Consider the following 21550-nt stretch of genomic DNA (forward strand, 5'->3'; position numbering starts at 1 on the left):
CCTCGCCGCGGTGTTCACTTGGGACAGCCGGGGACTGGCCCGAGGACTCCTCCGCAAGGTTCCGGGCCCTTCGTCTTTTCTCACCCGCCTGTCATTCCCTGCGTCGCGGAGCCCGTCTCCAGCATGTCTCCAGGAAGCTGGGGGCCCGTTGCGTCCAGCAGGGGGGCGGGCTCCTGCGAGGCCGTGGCGGCACGCAGATCGATCACCGCCCGGTGGTAGTCCACCAGCGCCTTGATCTCCTTGAGCTCCGCGTCGACCGCGGCTTGCTCGCGAAGGTTGACGAATAGGAGGCTGGTGGCGCCCTGCTCGAAGCGCGTCAGCTCTCCCCGGGCGAGCCGGCGTGCCACGTCCGCGGCACTTCGGGCGAGGCCCACCCGCTCATAGGCGGCGTGCAGGGCCGAGAGTGTGTCACGGACCTCGGTGGCGACCTTGTCTCGCGCCAGCCGGGTCTTGGCCTCCACCGCGGCCCGTTTGGCCTCGGCGGCCTGGCGCTGGCCACGCGCTCCCCGGGCCTGGAGGGGCACGTCGAGCGTAAGCGAGGCCTGCAGCTCGGTGGGCCGCAGGTTCGCAGGCCCTGCTCCCAGATCCTTCGCCACGGACACGCCGAGGTCCACGGCCGGGGCCGCCTGGTTGCGAGCGAGCCTGGCGTCGACCTGGAACAGCTCGCGCTGGAGGGCCAGCTCACGCAGCTCGGGCCGCTGCCGCAGCGCCTGCTCCAGCTGCGTGTCCAGCTGGGCATTGAGCACGGCGTTGGGGACGGGCAGGCCGCCGGGCATGCGCGAGGGGGAGACGACGAGCGGCTCGCCCTCGGTGTCACGCAGGTAGAGCGAGAGCTTGAGCGCTGCCTGCTCCAGCTTACGCCGGGCGGCGATCAGCTCGGCCTCGCGCTCCAGCAGCACCCGCTCGTTCTCGGTGTGCTCGATCTGCGGGATGTCGCCCGCGGCAGCGCGGCGGGCGAGCTGCTCGTGGCGGGTGACGGCCAACCCATACTGGGCACTGACAATGCCGAGCTGCTGTCCGGCGGCGACCCAGTCCCAATAGTGATAGGCCGCCTCGCGCTGCAGCTCGAGCCGATCACCCGCGAGCGTGGTTCCGGTCATCTCCTTCCGCAGGCGCGCCTTGGAGATGTCGGCCCGCCGCTTGTCAATGGAGCCATTGCGCCACAGCGGGAGCTCGAGGCCGGCTCGCAGCTCGCCGCTGCTGAGCGTCTCGTATTGGCCGTAGTATGTGGGGAACTTGCCCTGCCCGAGGCGGTAGCCACCGAAGAGGCGCATCCCCCCGAGTGGGAGGGGCTGCTCGACAACCGCATCCAGGCGCTCGTGAGGGTAGTAGCTGAAGGGGACGTAGACGCCTTTGGTCTTCAAGACGGTGTCGAAGCCGCCCTTCGCGGACAGCAGTTCGGCCTCGGCGCTGGCCACGCCCTGCCGGGCCACCGCTACCTGAGGATGCCGCTCGCGCACGGAGTCGAGCACCTCCTCGAGGGTAAGCGGGGCGACGGTGGCTTGCGCGAGCGGGGCCGCACCCGTCACTCCTAGCAACACGGCCAACAACCTCAGCGCGGCGGATCGCATGCGCAGCGGGCTCATGACTTCCCTCCCGAGCCATCGTCCTTGTCATCGTCCTTGTCCTCGGACTTGTGGCCGGACTTCTCCGTGCCAGCCAGGCTCGCCTCCGACGAGGAGAGCGCGGGGGGGAAGCCGTTGAACTGGCGCCACATCTCATAGCCAAGGCGGACCTTGTCGAGGAGGATCCACCCGTTGGCGCGTACGCCCTGGCGGAGGAAGCGGCCGGAGGGCCATTCCTCGTCTTTGTCGGGAACCACGACGATGCGGAACCTGCCGCGCCCGTCATCGGCTGCGTCGACGAAGGCCACGGTGCCCCCGAAGGTGCCCACGGCCACGGAGGGCCAGCCGGCGAACTGGACGGCGGGCCATCCCTCGAACTGGAGGCGCACGTGGCGGCCCGGGGAGATGAGCGGGGCGTCATTGCCGTGGACGTAGAGCTCGACGGCGCTGGACTGGGTGTCGGGCACCAGAACGGCGAGGGTGTCGCCGGCCTTGACCACCTCGGCGCCCTGCCGGGCCACCTGCCTCAGGATGGTGCCGGCACGCGGCGCTCGCACCTGTTGGGTGGACTGGCGGGCCATGGTGCTCTCCAGCTTCGCCAGCTCGATGCGCTCCTTGGCGAGCTCGGCCTTGGCGTACTCGTATTTGGCGAGGCCGTCGTTGATGTGGGCATCGGCATCGGTCTGGATGCGTTGGCGATCGGAGCCGAGCGCCCCGAGCTCGTTGCGGGCGGCGCTCAGGCTGGCACGGGCGCTCTCCGCGTCGGTGGTGGCCTTGGTGAGCTCGAGCTGGGCGAGCTCCACGCTGCGGGTAGCGGTCAGACCGTCCTTGTGCAGGGTGCGCTGCCGCTCCAGGTTGAGCCGCGCCGTCTCGCGAGCCGCCTCGGCTGCGGCCAGCGACTGCTCGGCGGAGCGGATGCGCTCCTGCACCATGCGCACGCGCGAGCCGGCCGCTTCGATGCTCGCCGCGCGCGAGGAGCGCAGGGCCTCCACGCGGGACTCGTAGGCCATCCTCTGGCTCTGGGCGGCGCTGAGGCGGGCCTCGATGGCGTTACGCTGCTCCTGCAGGCGCGCCATCAGATCCGCGTCGTTGTCGGAGAGCTCGACGATCAGGTCCCCCTCTTTCACGCGCGAGCCCTCCTGGACGGCCCAGTGGGTGATGCGCCCGGCGATGGGGGCCTGGATGGACTGCTGGCGCTCCAGGGGCGCGTAGGCGATGACGCGGCCCTGGCCGGTGACGTTCTGCTGCCAGGGGGCCAGCAGCAGCCCGAGCGCGGCGAGCAGCAGGGCGAGCAGGAGCAGCCGCGCCACCAGGCGTGCCACCCGGGTCGAGTGCCGCACGAGACGCATGGCGGGCAGCTCCGTGGGGGTTTCTTCGTTTCGCGAGGAGGGCATCGTCAGGGTCTTGGCTCCAGACTCAGGAGGGGTTGGCCACCAGGGAATGCCGCTCGGGGTGGCGCGGGCAGAGCCGGCCGCCGAGGAGCTCGTAGGCGCGCACGCAGCGGTCGCGCAGCTCGGGGCCGCGGGTGATGAGGAGCAGGGTCCAGGGGGCGTCCTCGGCCATCAACGTCTGGAGGACGTGGTCGCGCGCCTGTGGGTCGAGGGTGTCCAGCACCTCGTCGAGGACGAGCAGTCGCGGGCGGAGCACGAGCGCGCGCGCCAGGTGCAGCAGCGCCACCTGTCCCGAGGACAGCGGCAGGCCACCGGTGCTGATCTCGGTGTGGAGGCCCTCGGGGAGCCGGGCGAGCGTCTCTCCCAGGCCCACGGCCTCGAGCACCCGGCGGACCTCGCTCAAGGGCAGCTCCGGCTGTCCCATACGGACGTTATCCACGAGCGTGCCGGCGAAGATCTCCGGCGCCTTGACGATCACGACGTCGCGGCGTAGCGAGGCGAGCGAGAGATCCCGTAAATCGGTGCCGTCCAGCAGGATGCGACCCCCAGAGGGCGCGCGCAGGCCGTAGAGCAGATCCACCAGGGTGCTCTTGCCGCCAGCGGTGGCGCCGGTGATGGCCACCTTTTCTCCGGCCCGCACCTCGAGGCTGGCGCCGCTCAGCACGGGCGCGCCCTCGCGGTAGTGGAACTCCAGCCCGTGTAGCTCCAGCGCCGCGGGGCCGGAGCGCGCGGGGACGCTCTCTCCGGTGTCTTGCTCCAGGGGCAAGTCCACGAGCTGGCCCAGCTTGTCCATGGACGCGAGCAGGTCGTACCAGGCCTCCAGGTGCTTGCCGAACTTGGAGATGGCCGCCACCACCGCGGTGACGATCAGCTCGGCGGCGACGAGCTGGCCGAGGGTGAGTTGGCGGTTGATGACGAGCCAGCCGCCCAGCCCGAGCAGCAGCGCGCTAGCCACTGCCTGGAGGCCGAGGGCCCCGAGGATCTGCCGGAAGAGGTACTTGAAGTGCTTGCGCCGGGTGGTGAGGTACTCACGGGCGAGCTCGTCGGCACGCCGCTGGGCATGGGCACTCCCGCCGCGCTGGCGGAAGGTGATGGGGTGGCGCGCCAGCTCCTGGAGCCAGGCCGCCACCGCGTACTTGGCCTTGGACTCTTTGAGACTCGCCGCGGTGGCCGGGTGCCCGTAGCCGAAGATGATGCCGGCCAGGGCCAGCAGGAGCAGGACGTCGAAAGCCAGCAGCAGCGGGTGGTAGAAGGCCAGCATCAGCAGGCCAATGCCTGCCTGGAGCACCACGGAGAGGCCTTCGAGCAGCAACGTGGAGCTGGCTTTCTGCACGGAGACCACGTCGAAGAAGCGGTTGGCGAGCTCGGGCCCGTGGGCGCGATCAAAGGCTCGCACTTGGACGCGCGGCAGCCGGTGGCTGAGATCGCTGACGACGCGGATGAACAGACGCTGCTGGAGGATCTCCACCACCCAGTTCTGCATGGCGCGCAGGCCGCCGGCGAACACGAGGCCGCCCAGCAGCAGGATGCTCAGCACCACCAGCGGCTGGAGCAGGGCGCCGAAGGCCACGGTGTTGACCAGTGATTGGACTGCGATTGGCGTAGTCAGGGCGAAGAGCCCAACGCCCACTGCATACATCACCACCGCGTGCAGGTCCGCGGCCTCCAGGTGCATCAATGCGCGCAGCCGAACGAAGGGGGAGGGGGGCTTGGGCGGGGTTCCCTCACTGGCTCGCAGGGCGTGGATGGGCTCCGCCTCCTCGGCGAGCACCCAGGTGAGGGATTGCGCTGCGAAGGGAGCAAGCAGCTGGGAGAGCCCCTGGCGGTCCATCCACGCCTGTCCGGAGGCCAGCAGGTTGGAGCGCACGTGAACTCGGGCGCCTGCCCACTCGGCGAGCAGGACCCACCGGGCCCCATGCTCCGTAAAACACACGGTGGCGATCGGCCCCTGGCTGCTGCCCTGGCGCAGGACGTCCTCAGGTGAGCGCCGCAAGGTGGTGAGGGTGAGGCCGAGCGATTGACCCGCGTGCAGGAGGTGTTGGCTCCACGTGTCCTCGAGAGAGCCGGTGCACTGCCGCGAGGCATCGAGGAGCACCGTCCGTACGGCGTTGCTCGCAGGCTCGACACCCGCGGTATGGGCGAGCTCGGAGAGGAGTTGCTCGAGCACCTCGGGGGTGCGCGTGTCGGAGTGGACGGGCGCGTTGCCGGAAGCGGGGGAGTCGATGTTTGGGTAGTACATTCAGGAGAGAGGGGTCGCTCTCGCGCCGTCAGCGAGCGGAATTGCCCATGCTGTCGCTAGAGATACCTTCGCTTTGCCTCCGCGAAAAACAGATAAACTGACATACTCCCTTCGGAAAAACCGAGGGTTTCACGAGAGGAGGGGAGGGAGCTCAACCGTGTTGGAGCCAAACGGGACAACCTTGATGTCATTGCAACTCAAACTTCAGTATGGGGACGCCTTCGCGCTTCGTGGGACCCTGCCCCGCGGTAGGGGATATGCTCCGCCCATGACCAACGAAGTTCGTGACTACTTGAGTCGGCAGTTCGAAACGGCGTGGGCGCTCACCCAATTCCACCTCAACGGACTCACCACCGAGGAGTGCTTGTGGCGCCCTGCTCATAAGGGATTGCATGTGCACCGAGCCCCTGATGGAAGGTGGCTCGCCGATTGGCCGGATCGCGAGGACTACGACATCGGTCCGTCGAGCATCGCGTGGCTGACGTGGCACCTCGGCTTCTGGTGGTCCATGGTACTCAATCACTCATTCGGCGACGGAACCCTCTCACGCGAGAACGTGATGTGGCCTGGTACCGCTGAAGGCGTACGCCAGTGGATCGGCGGACTTCAGAATCAGTGGCGAGCAGTGCTCGAGCAGGTCACCGACGACGACCTGCGATCGGCACAGCGGACACGATGGCCTTTGCAGGACCGTCCGTTCGGCGACGTCGTCGCGTGGGTCAATGTCGAGCTCACGAAGAACGCCGCCGAGATCGGCTACGCACGCTTCCTCTACGCGGTCAGGGCCGGCTGAGAACGCAACAGGCGCTCAATTCGCTGGCGAGGGTCTCCGGGTCAGAGTCACACCTGCGCGGTGGGCCGGATGACCACCTCGTTCACATCGACATCGGCCGGCTGCTCGAGCGCGAACGCAATGGCGCGGGCGATCGCATCCGGTGGCATCGCGAACTTGTCCCGGGATGCGGCGAGCTGGGCTTTCACCTCCGGATTCGTCACGCCTTCCGCGAAGTTCGTCCGGACGAGACCAGGCGAGATGATCGTCACGCGCAGCTTGTCGCCGGCCTCCTGGCGCAACCCCTCGGAGATGGCGCGCACGGCGAACTTCGTGCCTGAATAGACCGACTGGTTCGGTACCGTGCGATGTCCTGCTGTGGAAGCGATGTTGACGAAATGCCCGAACCCCTGCTCGCGGAAGACAGGCAGCGCCGCGGCGATGCCATACAGAACACCTTTGATGTTGACGTCGATCATCTCCTCCCAATCCTCGACGCGCAGATCGTCCAGGGGAGAGACCGGCATGACACCGGCGTTGTTGACGAGAACGTCGAGCTTGCCATACCGCTCACATGCCAACTTGACGAGGTTGGAGAGGTCCTCGCGCCGTTTGACGTCCGTGCGTGCATGGGCTGTCTCGCCACCCGCTCCCGCGATACGGGCAGCCAGAGCCTCGAGGCGATCCGCTCGGCGCGCGCCGAGTACGACCTTCGCACCGCGCTCAGCCAGCAGGAGTGCGGTCGCCTCACCGATTCCGCTGCTCGCGCCCGTGATGACGACAACCTTGTCTTTGATTCCCGACACGATGTTCTCCCTTCCTGTCTCCTTGGAGGAGCGGCAAGGGTGTAGACGGCGGACGCACGACGATCTTGGGCATTGTTGGCGGGGCCTGTCCCGCCAAGAACGCCCAAGCCACGGTGGCGGCTCGCGTTAGAATCGAGGTGTGAGCACTCCGCTTCGCGCCGTCTCCGACGGCCCGCTCTCCATCCGGGTCTTCCTCCCCCCTGAGTTGCCGGGCCTGCGGGTCGTGCGCTACAGGACCGACGAGCGGCTGTGGCGCTCCGTGAAGGAGCGCTTCTCGGTGACGATGACGTACTCGGGCCGCTCGGAGTGGTGGTGCCGTGGCGAGGTCCGGGTCTCTACTCCCGGGACGCTCGACCTCAAGCAGCTCGGAGATGTCCACCGCGATCTGCGCCGCGAGGGTCCCTCCCGCTTCCAGGTGATCTCCTTCGATGAGGCGCTCGTCACCGAGGCCCGTGAGGCGCTGGGCTACCCGGCCTCATCCCACCTGCGGCGGGTACAGCTCGAGCGCGGGCAGCCCACGGCGGCTCCCTTCGTTCGTCTCCATGCCTTGTTGGGCGAGGGCAGGGTGGAGCCCTCCAACACACTGGAGCTCCAGACGGCACTGACCGAGGCGCTCTGTGCACTGGCCTCGTGCTTCGGTGACTCGGACGAGCCGGAGCGACGCTCTCGCTTGCCCGTCCGCCGGGCGCTCGAGGCGCTGCACGAGGCCCTGGAGCAGGGCATCTCGCTGGACGCCCTGGCCAGGCAAGCGGAACTGGACAAGTTCCACCTGTGCCGCGCCTTCCGGGAAGAGGTGGGGATGCCTCCCTACGCGTACCTCACCCACCTGCGCATCGCCCGGGCCATGGGATTGCTGACCCAGGGCCTGACACCCTCGGAGGTCGCGCTCCGGGTGGGGCTCTATGATCAGAGCCAGCTCAACCGGCACTTCAAGCGCATCATCGGCCTCACCCCGGGCCAGTTCGCGCGCGCCGTGCAGCCACGTTCCGGAGATGACCCTGGAGCGCTTCACGCTTCTTCATGTTCCCGTCACACGAGTTCATCCCGCTCTGGCGGGCCGGTGCGAGGATGGTCCGCGTGAAAGGGGCAGGGTGCCCCGGGAGTGATACGCAATGGCATCAGGGAAGGCGATTCTCGGAGGAATGCTGGGGCGGTTCCTGTTCCGCGACGCGCGGGTCACGCAGGTGCGTGACGTCTCACCTCGCTTTCGCTGGATGGAGCTGGAAGGCGAGGCGCTGCGCGACGTCTCCTGGAGCGCGGGGGACAAGGTGCAGGTGTTCCTTCCACGCGTGGGGATGCGAACGTACACGCCCCTGGCGTGGGACTCGGCTCGCGGGGCGACGCAGTTGCTCGTCTACCTCCATGGCCACAGCCCCGGCGCGGAGTGGGGCCGCGACGTGCGGGTGGGGGACCGCTGCCAGTTCATGGGGCCTCGCGGTTCCCTGGCGCTCTCGTCCCTTCAGGGACCCGTGGTGCTGTTCGGAGACGAGACGTCCTTCGCCGTGGCCCACACGCTGCGGAACCTGCGGGCCGGCGCGGATGGTGTCGAGCGGGTGTTCGAGGTCTCTTCCCGAGACGCGTCCGAGCCGGTGCTGCGGGAGCTCCACCTGTCGGACAGCGCCTTGGTGGAGCGCGCGCCCGACGAGGAACACCTGCCCGCCGTAGCGGAGCGTCTGGGCGCCGCACTGAAGCGGCGTCCTGGCGCGCACCTCGTCATGACGGGTCGGGCGCAGGCCATCCAGGCGCTGCGCGCACGGCTCCGGCAAGAGGGCGTGAGTGCGGCGCAGAAGGTGAAGGCGTACTGGTCCGCGGGGAAGCGCGGGCTCGACTGAGCAACTCTCCTTCCTCCATCACTTCTCGCCGAGCGACCCGTAGCGAACCACGCGGAAGCGCGCCCCCTGGGCCTCGCGGATGCGGGCGGCGAGCACGTCGTGCAGCTCGGGCGTCCACGCGCTCCAGCGCGCGAAGAACTTCTCCGTCGCCGCCTTGTCTCCCGCGTGCTGGAGCTTGATGACCTCCTCGAGCAGCGAGCTGACCGTGTCCAGGTACCGGTCGTACTGGATGGTGAGACGCGCCGTCTTCGGGTCCGCGCGAAGCAGGCCGTGCTCCAGGAACCAGTTGAACTGCACCAGCTGCATGCGCTGGTACGGCTGGTCCTCGCGCGGGCGCACGTTCTGCAGCGTGCGGCGGATGCCCGAGGCCTGCACGGCGCGCAGGCTGGCGGCATCCAGCGAGCCGTTCTTCTGGAAGGTGTGCAGCGCGAAGAGGCTGACCAGGTCCGCCTTCATCTCCTCCATGGCGTCCGCGTAGTCCTCGAGCGCCACGTCCAGCGTGCGGCCCTTCGTGTCGCGGTCCGGGCCCAGGTAGTGGCCCACCTCGTGCCAGAGCGTGCGCTGGAAGTTGCCCTCGGAGGTGAGGTCCTTCGCGTGCGCGTCCGCCGTCGCGGTGCGCCAGATGCGCTCGTCCGCGGCGAACAGGTCCGGGTTCTTCATGATGTTCTCGCGCAGCAGGATGGTGCGGCCGTAGCGGCGCGAATAGAGCGGATCATTGGGGAGGATCGACGCGGTGTTGGTGCCGCGCGCCTGGCCGAAGTCCGCCACCACCTCGTACACGCCCACCGGGACGTCCTCGCGGATGCGCTTCTTCGTGGGGTACGGCAGCGAGTCCTCCACGCCCTGCAGTCCGCCCATTCGCTTGCGCAGCTCCGCCGTCGCCTGCTCGTTCAGCAACAGCACGGACACGCCGTAGAAGGCCTTCACGCCATAGAGCGCATCGTCATACGTCTCGTACGGGCCGAGCTGCACGTTGAGGTGCTTGAAGCGGCCTGTCACCCACGCCGCGTCGCCGCTCTCGTAGTCGTTGGTGAGGAGATCCCTCGCGCGGTTGCGCAGGTAGCGCGCCAGCTCCTCGTCGCTCGCATCCAGCCGTCCCGCCGCGCGCATGAGCAGTCCGTATGCCTTTACCAACTCCGGCCCGTAGGCCACCGCGTAGGGCACCGCGTACAGGCTCTTCGCGTCGGGCCGCTTCGCACGGGCCTGGAGCGCCTCGCGCAGTCCGGGGTGCAGCGAGTCCAGCACCGGGTACGTCTGGAGCACCTTCACGTCCTGGCGCAGGTTGTCCGCGGTGGCCCGGCGCACCACGGTGAGCTCGTCCATCAGCGAGGCGCGCTGTTCGGGGTGCGCGGCGAGAAACGCGTCCACCTCCGCGCGCGTCGCGTCCGGCGGGTAGACGTTGCGCGCGGGCACCTGCGGATCCACGGGAAGGAAGGCCTCGCGCGCGTTGGTCAGCGTGCTGGCGATGGGGCCCTGGTAGAGGCGGTAGAGCGTGAGCAGGTCCTGCGTGCGCTTCGGGCTGCCCAGCTTCTTGTCGAGTGCCTGCAACCGCGCGTGCGACGCGAGGGCCTGGTGGTGGCGTGAGGCCTCGTAGATGCCCTGGAGGAGCTGTCCCACCTCCAGCAGATCCTTCACCGCGGCCTGCTCGTCGGGCGTGAGGCGCGAGAGGTCGGGCGCCAGCCGCACCTCCTCCGTCTTGGCGAGGATCTCCGCCACCTTCTCCTCGGGCCAGTAGCCAGGGGGCAGGGAGGGGGAGGCGGGCTGCGCGGCATGGGCCGCGAGCGTCGTGAGGGCCGTGAAGGCCAGGGTCAGCGCGTGGGGAAGTCGCATGGCGCGCAAGACTGCCACGGTCTCAGGCGTATTCCCCACGAAGTCAGCGAGGAGCCTCGAGGGCCGTGGGCCCGGGTTCCGGATGGCTTGGGATGAGCCCCGGGTTGCCTGCCTGGCGGGCAAGCAATCAGGGAGCGTGGCCCTCCTATCTGGGGTCGTGAGTCGGGGGCGACTGGACAACGCCAACCGCTGGTTACATTGGCCCTTGGAGAGAGGGAGTTCCCCCGGGTGGAGCTCGAGGGAACCTTCTCGAACAACTTCAATCACATCCAAGTAAGGAGGCGTTTGTCATGGCCATCATTCGAAGGAACGATACCGATCGGGGCCTCGTGCGGAACCGTGGTCTGGATCCGTTCGAGATGATGCAGGACCTCCTGCGGTGGGACCCCTTCCGTGAGCTGTCCCGCGGCGTGGTCGGTGGTACGGAGGTCACGAACTTCATCCCCGCGTTTGAGGTGAAGGAGACGAAGGACTCGTACGTCTTCAAGGCGGACCTCCCTGGCATCAAGGAGGACGGGCTCGACATCTCCCTCACCGGCAACCGGCTGACCATCTCCGGCCAGCGGCAGGAGGAGAAGAAGGACGAGGGCGACAGGCACTTCGTCTACGAGCGCAGCTTCGGCAGCTTCTCGCGCTCCTTCACCCTGCCGGAGGGCATCGACGTGGACCACGTCCAGGCCGAGCTCAAGGACGGCGTCCTGAACGTGGTGGTGCCCAAAAAGCCCGAGGTGCAGCCCAAGCGCATCCTCGTCAAGGGCCCGGGCGAGGGTGAGAAGGCGAAGGCGTAGTTCGTAGGTGTTGTTCGCAGAGGGGCGGGGGGGATTTCTCCCGCCCCTCGTTGTATCCGGCGGGATTACTCCCACGTGTGGTGCGTTTTCTTGCTCTTGCTCACCCGGGTGACAACGAGCTTGCCGTTGCTCAGGGTCGCTTCATAGGTCGCGGACTGCCGGTCCGCCACGCCCGCGGCATGGTGCCCATACATGCAGTGTTGCTCGATGAGAGTGGGTGCGATTCATCGTGCCTTTCCTTGATCCTGCAATGCTCGAACGACGCTACCGCGCTCTCGGACGCGAGCGCGAGGTCATCACCGATGCTCCAGGTAGATCAGCTCTGGAGATGTCACGTCCCGGGGTGGTCGAGTGAGACGGCCCAGGGCTCGCGGCCATGTGCCTCGTCCACCGCGAAGAAGAAGAGCCGGTCTCCGACCCGTGCGAGATTGGAGGGGTCGGCGGAGATGGCGCCAGGCACTGCATCCACCCACCGGTAGGTGCCGGCCGCCGTGCCGTCCGTGCGCCACAGTTCCGCACCGCCTTCCGGCTCCGCGGCCGTGAAGATCACGACACCTCGGTCCTCGAGCGCGAGCGGTGTGATGAAGGCCGTCTGGTCCTCATCGAGGATGCGCATGCCGGACTCGGCGCCCGGCCAGATATCCGCCAGCCGGACGGTACCCTCGGGTGTGCCGTTCGTCACGAAGGGCTCGAAGCCGTGCGTGGCGTCATGGGCGGTGAAGAACACGGAGGTGCCGAGCTTCGTGAACTGGTGGGGGTAGCTCGACGCCGGTCCGGAGGCGAGCTCCGCGAGCAGCCGGGTGCCCTCCACCGTTCCGTCGCTCACCCAGAGCTCCGCGCCGTGCACCGCGTCTTCTCCCGAGAAATAGAGACGCCCGTTCGCCCAGGCGAGTTTGTCGATGCTGCTGAGCCCCTGGGTGATCAGCGGCACCGTGCCCGCCTCCGTCCCGTCGCTCTTCCAGAGCTGGACGAGCTGCTCCTGGGTCTTCCACGAGTACAGGTTCACCTCGAAGTAGATGGCGCCCTCTCCGGCCACCACCTCACCGACGTAGGCGTAGTCCGACTCCTCACCCGGCGTGAAGAGCTCGAGCCGCCGCGTCCCCGCTGAGGTGCCATCCGTCGTCCAGAGCGCTTTGTTCTCTTCCTCGTCCTGAGCGAAGAAGAGGATCTGGGAGCCCAGCTTCACGAGGCGGGTTTTCTCCATGATGAAGTCGCCCGACGTGTCCGAGGGGACGAACTGCGTGGTCCCGGCTTCCGTCCCGTCGCTGCGCCAGAGCCTCACCGGCGCGTAGCTTCCCGTGGAGAAGATGAGCGCCCCACCCAGCTCGACGAGGTTGCTCACGTTGTTGTACTCACCGGGACCCGTGGCGAAATCCTTTACACGCACCGTCCCGGCCTCCGTTCCGTCCGTTTTCCAGAGCTCCGCCCGGTGGATGTCGTTGTCGGGCACGAAGAACAGCTGACTGCCCACTCGCTGGCCGGCGGTTCCTTCCGCGAAGAAGAAGTACGTCGACGCGCCCTCGAAGCGCCGGACGCGCGACGTGCCAGCCGCCGTGCCATTGCTCCTCCAGAGCGAGGACGTCACGCCATCGTCGGATGCCAGGAAGAAGACCTGATCATTCAGGATGCCGACATTCCTCAGGCCAACCTGGGATGACTGTGTCGCATCCGGCCTCAGCGGCTCGAGGATTCGCGTTCCCGCCACGGTTCCGTCGGTGCGCCACATTTCGACGCCGCCGGAGAGCGGCTCGACGCGGAAGACCAGGCTGTCGCCCACGTTGATGGGATGGAGTCTGCTGGGAATGGAGTCCCCGGTGTAGCCCTCCCAGGACTTCAGCTCCACGGTGCCCGCGGCCGTGCCATCCGTCCTGTACAGGGCGAGCACCCGTTCGCGGGGCGTGGCCTGGAAGTAGAGGTGGCCCTTCCATGCGAAGAGGTTGGTCGGTTGGGCGTCGCCCGCTCCAGGCCACAGGTCCGCCACGCGCGACGTGCCAGTGGCCGTGCCATCGCTCGTCCACAGTTCCTCGCCCGCGCTGTCGTGCGCGACGAAGAAGACCCGGTTGCCCACGGGCGTCAGGTCGTGATACCGCCAGCTATTGAAGGGCATGACCTCCACGGTTCCCTGCGGGGTTCCATCTGTCTTCCAGAGCGCCCCGAAGGTGGAGAACCTGTAGGTGGAGAAGAAGAGGGTGCCTCCCGCCGCGGCCATCCCGCCGATGTGATTCATATGGATGGGGAACTCCAGCAGCCGGACGGTGCCCTCCGGGGTTCCGTCGGTCTTCCAGAGCTCGTTCCGTGCCTGTTCGGGTCCCGCGGCGAAGAAGACATTCGAGCCCGAGCGGGTGAACCACCGGGGCCAGCTCGACGCGGGGCCGGGGACGAGATCCTTGACCAGCACGGTCCCCGCCTCCGTTCCATCCGTCTTCCACAGCTCCATGCCGGAGGCGGCGTCATTGGCCACGAGCAGCATCACGTCACCCAGCGCCTGCGCGACCTCGATGCCGCGCCTCTCGGTGTCGTAGAGCTCCGCGGGCGGGAAGCGTTTGAGCTCCCGGGTCCCCGCCACCGTGCCGTCCGTCTTCCACAGCCCGTCATCAAAAGAGAAGAAGGCGGAGGAACCGAGCGCCGCGATTTCACCTTGCCGCCAGCCGTGGTCATCCAGGACGCTGTCGAACTCGTGGAGGACGAGCGTCCCGGGTGTGGTTCCATCCGTCTTCCACAGGCCCAGCTTCCCGGCGAAGCTCGTGGCGCTGAAGAAGTAGGCCACGTTGCCGGCGGCGGTCAGGGCGGTGGGCCCCTGGGAACTCGACAGCAGGCCTGGGGTCAGGTCCCTCGTCAGCGTGGTGCCCGCCGCGGTGCCATTGCTGCGCCATAGCTCCAGGCCCGTCAGGTGATCCTCGAGCACCATGAGGGTCGTGCCATTGGCCAGCGTGGCGACGCCTCCCCCATAGGAGTAGGTGTCGGTGAGGATGGGCGGGAAGGGGCTCGGCAGGGTGTTGATGTCGCGTAGCAGCGTGGGGCCCGTGTTCAGTGGGAGGGCCTGGGAGGTGGGCGCAGCGGAGGAGGGAAGGGTGCCGCCATCCGGGGTGGATGGTGTGCAGCTGAGGATCGGCAACAAGGCGAGCCAGAAACCTCGCCGAGGAAGGAAGTGGGGAGTCATGTCGAATTGCCTCCAGTGGGGCACATGCTCCGGTAACCGGAATGCATATGCCTCACGGTGTCGATCATTCCATACATGACGTCGCGTGTCATCGCTCTGCCCGGCATGTTCGCGTTGCGGAAGCGCCGGTCCTCCACGTATCACCGGAGCCCAGGCTGCTGGAATCCAACAAGGCCATGGGCCGGGTGATATTGGGAATGAGCGTGTCATCGTGTAGCAAGGACATCGCCGATGCTTCGGCCGCGCATCAGGTTGAGCTCGGGGGCAGGGGAGTCGGCTTCATCGTCAAGGACGGTCTGCGCTTCAAGGACCTGAACAAGAATGGTCAGGTCGAGCCCTACGAGGACTGGCGGCGGACTCCTGAAGAGCGGGCGAGGGACCTCCTCGGCCGGATGACGCTGCAGGAGAAAGCGGGCGTCATGATGCATGGAACGGCGCCCACCCAGGCGACGGAAGGCGTCACGCGTTATGACAGGGCGCTCGCCACCCGGATGATCGCCGAGAAGGGCGTCAACAGCTTCATCACGCGACTGGACGGCGCCGCGCGGTTCCTCGCCGAGGAGAACAATGCCTTGCAGGAGATCGCGGAAGCGACGCGCCTGGGCATTCCCGCCACCATCAGCACGGACCCTCGCAATCATTTTCAGTTCACGCCTGGCGCCAGCGTCGCCGCGGGGAGCTTCTCCCAGTGGCCAGAGGTCCTGGGGTTCGCGGCCATCGGTGACGAGGCCCTGATGAGGCGCTTCGGAGACATCGCCCGGCGGGAGTACCGTGCGGTCGGCATCCAGGAAGCGCTCTCTCCGCAGGCGGACCTCGCCACCGAGCCGCGTTGGTCGCGCATCAATGGGACCTTCGGTGAGGACGCCGATCTCGCCAGGAAGCTCGTGCGGGCCTACATCGAGGGCTTCCAGAACGGCGGCGAAGGGATTGGCAGGGACAGCGTGGTGGCCGTCGTGAAGCACTGGGTGGGCTACGGCGCCGCGAAGGATGGCTTCGACAGCCACAATGCCTACGGGAAGTACGCGGTGTTCCCGGGCAACAACTTCGAGTACCACGTCAAGCCCTTCGAGGGCGCCTTCGCCGCGAAGACCGGCGGGGTGATGCCGACCTACTCCATCCTCGAAGGGGTCACCTTGAACGGACAGCCCCTGGAGCAGGTCGGCGCGGGCTTCAACAAGCAGCTCCTGACGGACCTGTTGCGAGGCCGGTACGGTTTCGACGGAGTCATCCTCTCGGACTGGGCCATCACCAACGATTGTGATGAGGCGTGTGTGAACGGCGCGCCTCCCGGGCAGAAGCCCTCCTTCGTGGGGTTTGGAACTCCCTGGGGAGTGGAGACCCTGTCGAGGGTGGAGCGCTTCGCCAAGGGCGTGAACGCGGGGTTGGATCAGTTTGGTGGGGTCGATGATCCCGATGCGCTCGTGGCCGCGGTCAACGCCGGCCTGGTGACCGAGGCGCGCCTGGACGAGTCGGTGTACCGGATCCTGCTGCAGAAGTTCCAACAAGGTTTGTTCGAGAACCCGTACGTCGATGTGGAAGGAGCGGGTGAGGTGGTGGGGAGCTCCGCCTTCCAGGAAGAGGCGACGGAGGCCCAGCGGCGCTCACTCGTCCTGCTGGAAAACAAGAACGAGATCCTCCCCCTGAAAGCCAACATCCGGAAGGTCTACCTCCATGGCATCGAAGGTGCGGTTGCCGCCAGATATGGTCTGACGGTCGTCGGCACCCCCGAGGAAGCGGACGTCGCGATCATCCGGACCGAGGCCCCGTTCGAAACCCTCCATCCCCAGTACGTGTTCGGACTCCGGCAGCATGAAGGAAACCTCGCCTTCGAGGATGGCAACGCCGACTATGAGATCATCAAGAGCGTGAGCGCCAAGGTGCCGACCCTCGTCACGGTCTACCTGGATCGCCCGGCGATCCTGACGAACGTGAAGGACAAGGTCAGCGCCCTCCTCGGTAACTTCGGCGTGAGCGATTCCGCGCTGTTCGACGTCTTGACGGGCAAGGCCGAGCCACGAGGCAAGCTGCCCTTCGAGTTGCCCTCCTCGATGGCGGAGGTGGAGGCCCGGCGGTCGGACATGCCGCACGACACGGCCCATCCGCTGTACCCCGTGTTCTTCGGGCTGGGTTACCGAGGTAGAAGGGACTCTCTCCCTCTCCAAGGTGAAGACACATGAGGCGTCTGGTCGCTCCCTCATTCATCGCTGTCCTCCTGCTGCTGGGTTGTGGTGCGAGCACGTCGGGCACGGGGGCCTTGCCCTCGTCTGATGCGGGTACCCCTGACTCGGGCACCCCGACGTCTCTTCCCACCAAGAGCGCCAAACGGGGGATTGCCTTCGACCTCGCGACTCCGGAGGACCTCGCTGCCGTCGCCCCAGGGGTGAGCTGGTGGTACAACTGGAGCCCTCGGCCCCATTCGAATGTGCCCGCAGACTACCGGACGCGCTACGGGATGGACTTCATCCCCATGCTGTGGAACGGGGACTTCGACAGCGCGAGCATCGAGGCCTTCCTCGAGGCCAATCCAGACATCAAGTACCTGCTGCTCCTCAACGAGCCCAACCTCACCGACCAGGCCAACATGTCGCCCCAGGACGCGGCACGGCTGTGGCCCAGGTACGAGAGCGTCGCCGAGAAGACGGGGGTCAAGCTGGTCGGGCCCGCGATGAATTGGGGCACCTATCCGGGTTACTCGGACCCGGTTGTCTGGCTCGATGCGTTCTACGCGACCTACCGCGCGGCGAACGGGAATCGCGATCCCCGCATCGATTACCTCGCGTTTCACTGGTATGACTATGGGCTCGCGGGTCAGCTGGACCGGCTGAAGAAGTATGGCAAGCAGTTCTGGGTCACGGAATTCGCCAACTGCCATAGCCAGCAGGACGGCGCGCAGATCGACTCGGTCGCCAGGCAGAAGGCCCAGATGACGGAGATGGTGGCGGTCTGCGAGAACCGTGAAGACGTGTTCCGCTACGCCTGGTTCACGGGACGGTGGCAGAACGACCCGTGCTTCGCGAGCCTGTTGGGCGCTCCGGGCGCCGTGACGGAGCTGGGCGCCCATTACCTCTCCCTGCCTTTCCGCTGACGCGCGGCGGGGACTCGCTCACCCCGGTGGGCCGCTACGGCGGCCAGCAGTACCCCCAGCGGCTGGGCGAGCAGGACGAGCAGGGCCGCGAAGAGTCCGGGGCCGTTCGCCACCGCGCCGACGAGCAGCGGCAACGTCAGCTCCAACGCGCCGAACAAGGAGCCCGCCGCGAGCACCACGTTGGGCCTCTCCGGCATGGCCGCGAAGGCCCTCGCCCGCAGCAGCGGGTAGTGGGCGGTCGCGAACAGCCCGGCCACTCCGAGCGCCAACGCGCTGGTGAGCCAGGTGGTCGCCGCCAGCCAGGCCGAGTAGCCAAGGGCACAGCCCAGGCCCGAGATGGCCAGGAGCGTGGACGGACGGAAGCGCGACGCGACCCGCTCGAGCAGCACCGCCCCGAGTATTCCGCCCAGCACCGCGGCGGAGAGAATGGCGGCCCGCTCGGTGGCGTTCGCGCCCAGGCGCTCGGACAGGAAGAGCGCTCCGAAGGCGACCAGCACCTCGTCCATCAGGCCGCACAGCACCACGATCACCGACCAGGCCACGAGCGGCGGACTGCGCACGGCGGCGCGCAGGGTCTCGAGCACGGGTACTTCCTGCTCTTCGCTCGTGCCATCCCCGGTGCCGGGGGCGCGGAGCGCGACCGCCGCCTGCAACGCCGCGAGCACCCCCACCGCGATCAGCGCGCCCCTCCAGCCCGTGCCCAGCGCCACCGAAACGGCCAGCGCGGCGGGGGCCAACAGGTCCCCGACGAGCCCGAGCAACCCCCAGCGTGCGAGCACCGCCTCGCTCCGCTTCGGGTCCGCGGAGACGAGCGCGGCCTGGGCCAGATTGACGCCGAGGCCGCTCGCCGGGCCATAGAGCACCAGCGCCGCCAGGAGCAGCCAGTACGAGGGTGCGAGCGCCGCCGCCAGGGTGGTCACCGCCATCAGTGCCAGGCCCGCCACCCGCATCGGCCGCTCACGACGGCCATGTGCCATCGCGAGCAGCGGTGGCTCGAGCACCGCGCCGAGTACCTGGAAGGCGAACAGGGTCCAGCCCGCCGCCTGGGCAGGCGTCAGTCCGAACGCGCCGAGGAGCTCGGGTGCACCGGAGGGCACCACGCCCGTCGCGAGCTCATCGGTGAACGCCACCGCCAACAGGGCAGCCGACCACCGACGTCGTACCGGTCATGGGGGAGATGTCTGCTTTGTCATGGGCATCCGTTAACCGCTCACTTCCGAGATTGCCACCGGAACTCCTGCCGCGAAGCTCGTCGCCACGCAGGGCCTATGTCCTGGGTGCCGGTTGCTTGTTCCATGTCTGGAAGGTCTTGGGCGGCGCAGGGGGATGTGCACCCGATTTTTTACTGGAGAGGGGAGACCCGTGCCCCCGTTTCCCGGTGCTACTCCGCCCAAGTGCTTGAAAACACTTGGTCCGTGTCTCGGGTCCAAGCCTGGCACGTGCCCTGCTATGAGGTCTCATGGCAGCACGGGGCGGTACGGGTGGCGGGTAGGTCGGGGCAGTACGGGGCAGTGGCGGTAAGGGCGGCGGGTAGGTCGGGGCGGTACGGGGCAGTGGCGGTAAGGGCGGCGGGTAGGTCGGGGCAGTACGGGGGGGCGGGTAGGTCGGGGCAGTAGGGGCAGTGGCAGTAGGGGCAGTGGCAGTAGGGGCGGCGGGTAGGTCGGGGCAGTACGCCAGTCAGAGCAGGGCAGTCGGGCCTGCTTCAGTCCGGACGGCTCGGGCGTGAGGGATGGGGATGGAGGGAGCCGGTCCTCGGCGGAGGAGTACTTTCGCGAGGGCCGGTTCGCCTCATCCGGGAAGCGGGTTGATTGCTGACATGCACCCCATTCCCAGATTCGCGTACCGCTCGGTCAGACATTTCTTCTTCGGTTATGTCTTGTTAATGGAAGGTCGCTCGAGAACAGCGACCCGGTGCTCAGGTTCACGCTGAGTCCCTCTGGTTTCTTCTCCAAGAATCCCGCGCTGGATGTCCTGGACACGAAACCGGGCCTCCCCTGATTCGAAGTGTAGGAGCCGCGAGGCATCTGGCGCCCGCTGTCGCACCCCGGAGCGACAACGCTCTCTTGATGGATAAGACTCGGGACGCGGAAATGATTCGCATCCGGGAATGGGCTCACGGTTGGAAGCGCCATGGAAGCAAGGAGGCAAGGGAAACGATCCATGAGGCGGCCAGAGGCGCTACAATGGTTCCGTTTCCAACCATCCCCCCCCTTCAGGTTCGGTTTATTCATGGCGAATTCCCCAACCCGTTCACGGCTCGCGGGTCTCGCGCTGGCCTCCCTCCTCTCCCTCATAGCTTGCGATCCGACTCCGGTCCCGACCCCGACCCCGGACTCGGGTACGTCCGAGCCGTCCACCGACGCCGGCACCGACGCGGGTCTGCCCACGGGCGGCCGCTGTGGTGATGGCATCCTCCAGGCCGGCGAGGTCTGCGACGATGGCAACACGGCGGCGGACGATGGCTGTTCGGCCGACTGCAAGGAGCGCGCGGAGGGCTATACGTGCGAGGTCCCGGGCGTCCCCTGCGTCTTCACGGGAACGTGCGGCAATGGCCAGGTTGAGGCCGCCGAGACCTGCGACGACGCCAACACGACGGCCGGCGATGGCTGCTCGGCCAACTGCGGGACGGAGGCGGGATGGAACTGCCCGTCGACGGGTGGGCGGTGCGTGGCCGCGAGGTGCGGTGACAAGATCATCGCGGGCGACGAGGAGTGCGAGGACGGCAACGCCACGGCGAATGACGGTTGCAGCGCGGTCTGCCGGCTCGAGGAGGGCTGGAAGTGCCCCACCATCGGCGAGAAGTGCACACGCACCACCTGCGGCGACAAGATCGTCGAGGGCACGGAGGAGTGTGACGATGGCAACAACAACCTGGGGGATGGGTGCACCCCGCTGTGCAAGCGCGAGCCCAAGTGCACGAATGGCACCTGCGAGGAAGTGTGCGGCGATGGTCTGATGCTTCCCGCCGGCGTCTCCACGGAGGAGTGCGACGACGGCAACAGGCGCGCCAACGACGGCTGCTCGCCGGACTGCAAGACCGAGTCGGGCTTCGTCTGCACGATCACCGAGTCCACTCCGCCCCAGCAGGTGGAACTCCCCATCGTCTACCGCGACTTCCGTGGCTATGACCTGGCGGCCAGTGGCGGCCTGCCGAGGGGCCACATCGACTTCGAGAACGCCAATGGCACGGAGTCGGGCATCGTGACGAGCACGCTCAGCAGCGACGGCAAGCCCCAATACGCCAAGACGAGCGGCTCCTCCAGCACGACCCACGGCAAGGAGGCGTTCGATCAGTGGTACCGCGACGTGGCGAACGTGAACGTGCCGGTGGTAGACAAGCTCACCCTGAAGCGCAACGGCACTTCCACCTCCTACGTGTTCGAGAACACCTCCTTCTTCCCGCTCGACAACAAGGGCTGGGTGGCCCTTGGCAAGGAGTCCTCGCGGTCAGGCGGCCACAACTTCAGCTTCACGAGCGAGGTGCGCTACTGGTTCGAGTACAAGGAAACCGAGGTGCTCGACTTCTACGGTGATGATGACGTCTGGGTGTTCATCAACGGCCGTCTGGCGCTCGACCTGGGCGGCGTCCACGGGCCGCTGTCTGGCACCATCAACCTCAAGAGCAAGGCAAGCGAGCTCGGCCTGGTCAAGGGCCGCATCTATGAGGCCGTCGTGTTCCAGGCCGAGCGCCACACGACGGGTTCCCAGTACAAGCTCACACTCACCGATTTCGTCACGCGCCGCACCGAGTGCCGCGCCACCTGCGGCAACAAGATCGTCGACCCGGGCGAGGAGTGCGATGACGGCATCAACAACGGCGACTATGGCAAGTGCGCCCGCGGTTGCGTGTGGGGACCCCGCTGCGGCGACAAGGTCGTCCAGGAGGACAAGGGCGAGGAGTGCGACGACGGCAACAAGGTGGGCGGCGACGGCTGCTCCGCTACCTGCAAGGTCGAGCTCGCCTTGATCCCCCGGTGAGCGGGTCGTGAGGACGGCCGCTTCGGGGGATCACCACCCGGAGCGGCCGTTCGCGTTCCTTCGTGTCGAAGCCGTGCGCCAGTCACGACCTCATCCCCGCTGCC

15 protein-coding genes are annotated in these 21550 nt (G+C 67.5%); 7 read left to right on the top strand and 8 right to left on the bottom strand.

From position 1 onward, the window contains the following. Positions 1-80 precede the first annotated feature (80 nt). Genes JQX13_RS40335 through JQX13_RS40345 form a run of 3 tightly spaced genes read right to left on the bottom strand, consistent with a single transcriptional unit; the run spans position 81 to position 5195 of the window. Entirely contained in the window at positions 81-1586 is a 1506-nt protein-coding gene (locus JQX13_RS40335) for a TolC family protein (protein WP_203404721.1), read from the bottom strand. Then, the gene (locus JQX13_RS40340; RefSeq protein ID WP_203404722.1) at positions 1583-2959 is read right to left on the bottom strand and encodes an HlyD family secretion protein; all 1377 of its coding nucleotides are present in this window, start codon (positions 2957-2959) and stop codon (positions 1583-1585) included. The genes JQX13_RS40335 and JQX13_RS40340 overlap by 4 nt, the downstream gene beginning before the upstream one ends. 22 nt (positions 2960-2981) lie before the next feature. Continuing rightward, positions 2982-5195, bottom strand: coding sequence for a peptidase domain-containing ABC transporter (locus JQX13_RS40345; RefSeq protein ID WP_203404723.1), 2214 nt, complete (start codon positions 5193-5195; stop codon positions 2982-2984). Positions 5196-5463: 268 nt separating this feature from the next. On the opposite strand from JQX13_RS40345, the gene JQX13_RS40350 reads away from it, so the two are divergent. Then, complete coding sequence (locus JQX13_RS40350; protein WP_203404724.1) at positions 5464-5988, top strand: DinB family protein; 525 nt, start codon at positions 5464-5466, stop codon at positions 5986-5988. Between the two features lie 47 nt (positions 5989-6035). On the opposite strand, the gene JQX13_RS40355 is transcribed toward JQX13_RS40350, so the two are convergent. Next, positions 6036-6773 (bottom strand): SDR family oxidoreductase, encoded by a 738-nt coding sequence (locus JQX13_RS40355; RefSeq protein ID WP_203404725.1) that lies wholly within the window; start codon positions 6771-6773, stop codon positions 6036-6038. A gap of 139 nt (positions 6774-6912) precedes the next feature. Between JQX13_RS40355 and JQX13_RS40360 the strand changes: the two genes are divergently transcribed. Then, positions 6913-7854, top strand: coding sequence for a helix-turn-helix domain-containing protein (locus tag JQX13_RS40360; protein WP_203404726.1), 942 nt, complete (start codon positions 6913-6915; stop codon positions 7852-7854). A gap of 31 nt (positions 7855-7885) precedes the next feature. Next, positions 7886-8605: a siderophore-interacting protein gene (locus JQX13_RS40365; RefSeq protein WP_203404727.1), complete on the top strand. Its 720-nt coding sequence runs from the start codon at positions 7886-7888 to the stop codon at positions 8603-8605. An 18-nt stretch (positions 8606-8623) separates the two neighbouring features. Here the strand turns inward: JQX13_RS40365 and JQX13_RS40370 are convergent, their stop codons facing one another. After that, the gene (locus JQX13_RS40370) at positions 8624-10435 is read right to left on the bottom strand and encodes an NUDIX hydrolase (RefSeq protein ID WP_203404728.1); all 1812 of its coding nucleotides are present in this window, start codon (positions 10433-10435) and stop codon (positions 8624-8626) included. A gap of 290 nt (positions 10436-10725) precedes the next feature. Between JQX13_RS40370 and JQX13_RS40375 the strand changes: the two genes are divergently transcribed. Further along, the gene (locus JQX13_RS40375; RefSeq protein ID WP_203404729.1) at positions 10726-11223 is read left to right on the top strand and encodes an Hsp20/alpha crystallin family protein; all 498 of its coding nucleotides are present in this window, start codon (positions 10726-10728) and stop codon (positions 11221-11223) included. Between the two features lie 65 nt (positions 11224-11288). Here JQX13_RS40375 and JQX13_RS55695 read toward each other — a convergent pair whose 3' ends face one another. Both JQX13_RS55695 and JQX13_RS40380 read right to left on the bottom strand, forming a co-directional pair. Next, positions 11289-11417, bottom strand: coding sequence for a hypothetical protein (locus JQX13_RS55695; RefSeq protein ID WP_275424909.1), 129 nt, complete (start codon positions 11415-11417; stop codon positions 11289-11291). Between the two features lie 137 nt (positions 11418-11554). Continuing rightward, on the bottom strand, positions 11555-14383 hold the full coding sequence (locus JQX13_RS40380; protein WP_203404730.1) for an ELWxxDGT repeat protein: 2829 nt from the start codon (positions 14381-14383) through the stop codon (positions 11555-11557). Positions 14384-14580: 197 nt separating this feature from the next. Between JQX13_RS40380 and JQX13_RS40385 the strand changes: the two genes are divergently transcribed. Together JQX13_RS40385 and JQX13_RS40390 are read left to right on the top strand one after the other, a co-directional pair. Beyond that, positions 14581-16560, top strand: a complete 1980-nt coding sequence (locus JQX13_RS40385; protein WP_203404731.1) for a glycoside hydrolase family 3 protein — start codon at positions 14581-14583, stop codon at positions 16558-16560. Then, positions 16557-17468, top strand: a complete 912-nt coding sequence (locus JQX13_RS40390; protein ID WP_203404732.1) for a glycoside hydrolase family protein — start codon at positions 16557-16559, stop codon at positions 17466-17468. The genes JQX13_RS40385 and JQX13_RS40390 overlap by 4 nt, the downstream gene beginning before the upstream one ends. On the opposite strand, the gene JQX13_RS40395 is transcribed toward JQX13_RS40390, so the two are convergent. Then, the gene (locus JQX13_RS40395; protein WP_239015458.1) at positions 17444-18598 is read right to left on the bottom strand and encodes an MFS transporter; all 1155 of its coding nucleotides are present in this window, start codon (positions 18596-18598) and stop codon (positions 17444-17446) included. The two genes, JQX13_RS40390 and JQX13_RS40395, sit on opposite strands and share 25 nt — an antisense overlap. Positions 18599-19697: 1099 nt before the next feature. Between JQX13_RS40395 and JQX13_RS40400 the strand changes: the two genes are divergently transcribed. Further along, positions 19698-21446: a DUF4215 domain-containing protein gene (locus JQX13_RS40400; protein WP_203404734.1), complete on the top strand. Its 1749-nt coding sequence runs from the start codon at positions 19698-19700 to the stop codon at positions 21444-21446. Positions 21447-21550 lie beyond the last annotated feature (104 nt).

Origin of the sequence: Archangium violaceum (assembly GCF_016859125.1) — a bacterium.
Lineage (GTDB): Bacteria > Myxococcota > Myxococcia > Myxococcales > Myxococcaceae > Archangium > Archangium violaceum_A.

Bases quoted from the DNA above. Each gene is read 5' to 3' on its own strand.
- JQX13_RS40335 (WP_203404721.1), bottom strand. From the start codon at position 1,586: ATGAGCCCGCTGCGCATGCGATCCGCCGCGCTGAGGTTGTTGGCCGTG.
- JQX13_RS40340 (WP_203404722.1), bottom strand. From the start codon at position 2,959: ATGCCCTCCTCGCGAAACGAAGAAACCCCCACGGAGCTGCCCGCCATG.
- JQX13_RS40345 (WP_203404723.1), bottom strand. From the start codon at position 5,195: ATGTACTACCCAAACATCGACTCCCCCGCTTCCGGCAACGCGCCCGTC.
- JQX13_RS40350 (WP_203404724.1), top strand. From the start codon at position 5,464: ATGACCAACGAAGTTCGTGACTACTTGAGTCGGCAGTTCGAAACGGCG.
- JQX13_RS40365 (WP_203404727.1), top strand. From the start codon at position 7,886: ATGGCATCAGGGAAGGCGATTCTCGGAGGAATGCTGGGGCGGTTCCTG.
- JQX13_RS40370 (WP_203404728.1), bottom strand. From the start codon at position 10,435: ATGCGACTTCCCCACGCGCTGACCCTGGCCTTCACGGCCCTCACGACG.
- JQX13_RS40375 (WP_203404729.1), top strand. From the start codon at position 10,726: ATGGCCATCATTCGAAGGAACGATACCGATCGGGGCCTCGTGCGGAAC.
- JQX13_RS55695 (WP_275424909.1), bottom strand. From the start codon at position 11,417: ATGTATGGGCACCATGCCGCGGGCGTGGCGGACCGGCAGTCCGCGACC.
- JQX13_RS40380 (WP_203404730.1), bottom strand. From the start codon at position 14,383: ATGACTCCCCACTTCCTTCCTCGGCGAGGTTTCTGGCTCGCCTTGTTG.
- JQX13_RS40385 (WP_203404731.1), top strand. From the start codon at position 14,581: ATGAGCGTGTCATCGTGTAGCAAGGACATCGCCGATGCTTCGGCCGCG.
- JQX13_RS40390 (WP_203404732.1), top strand. From the start codon at position 16,557: ATGAGGCGTCTGGTCGCTCCCTCATTCATCGCTGTCCTCCTGCTGCTG.
- JQX13_RS40400 (WP_203404734.1), top strand. From the start codon at position 19,698: ATGGCGAATTCCCCAACCCGTTCACGGCTCGCGGGTCTCGCGCTGGCC.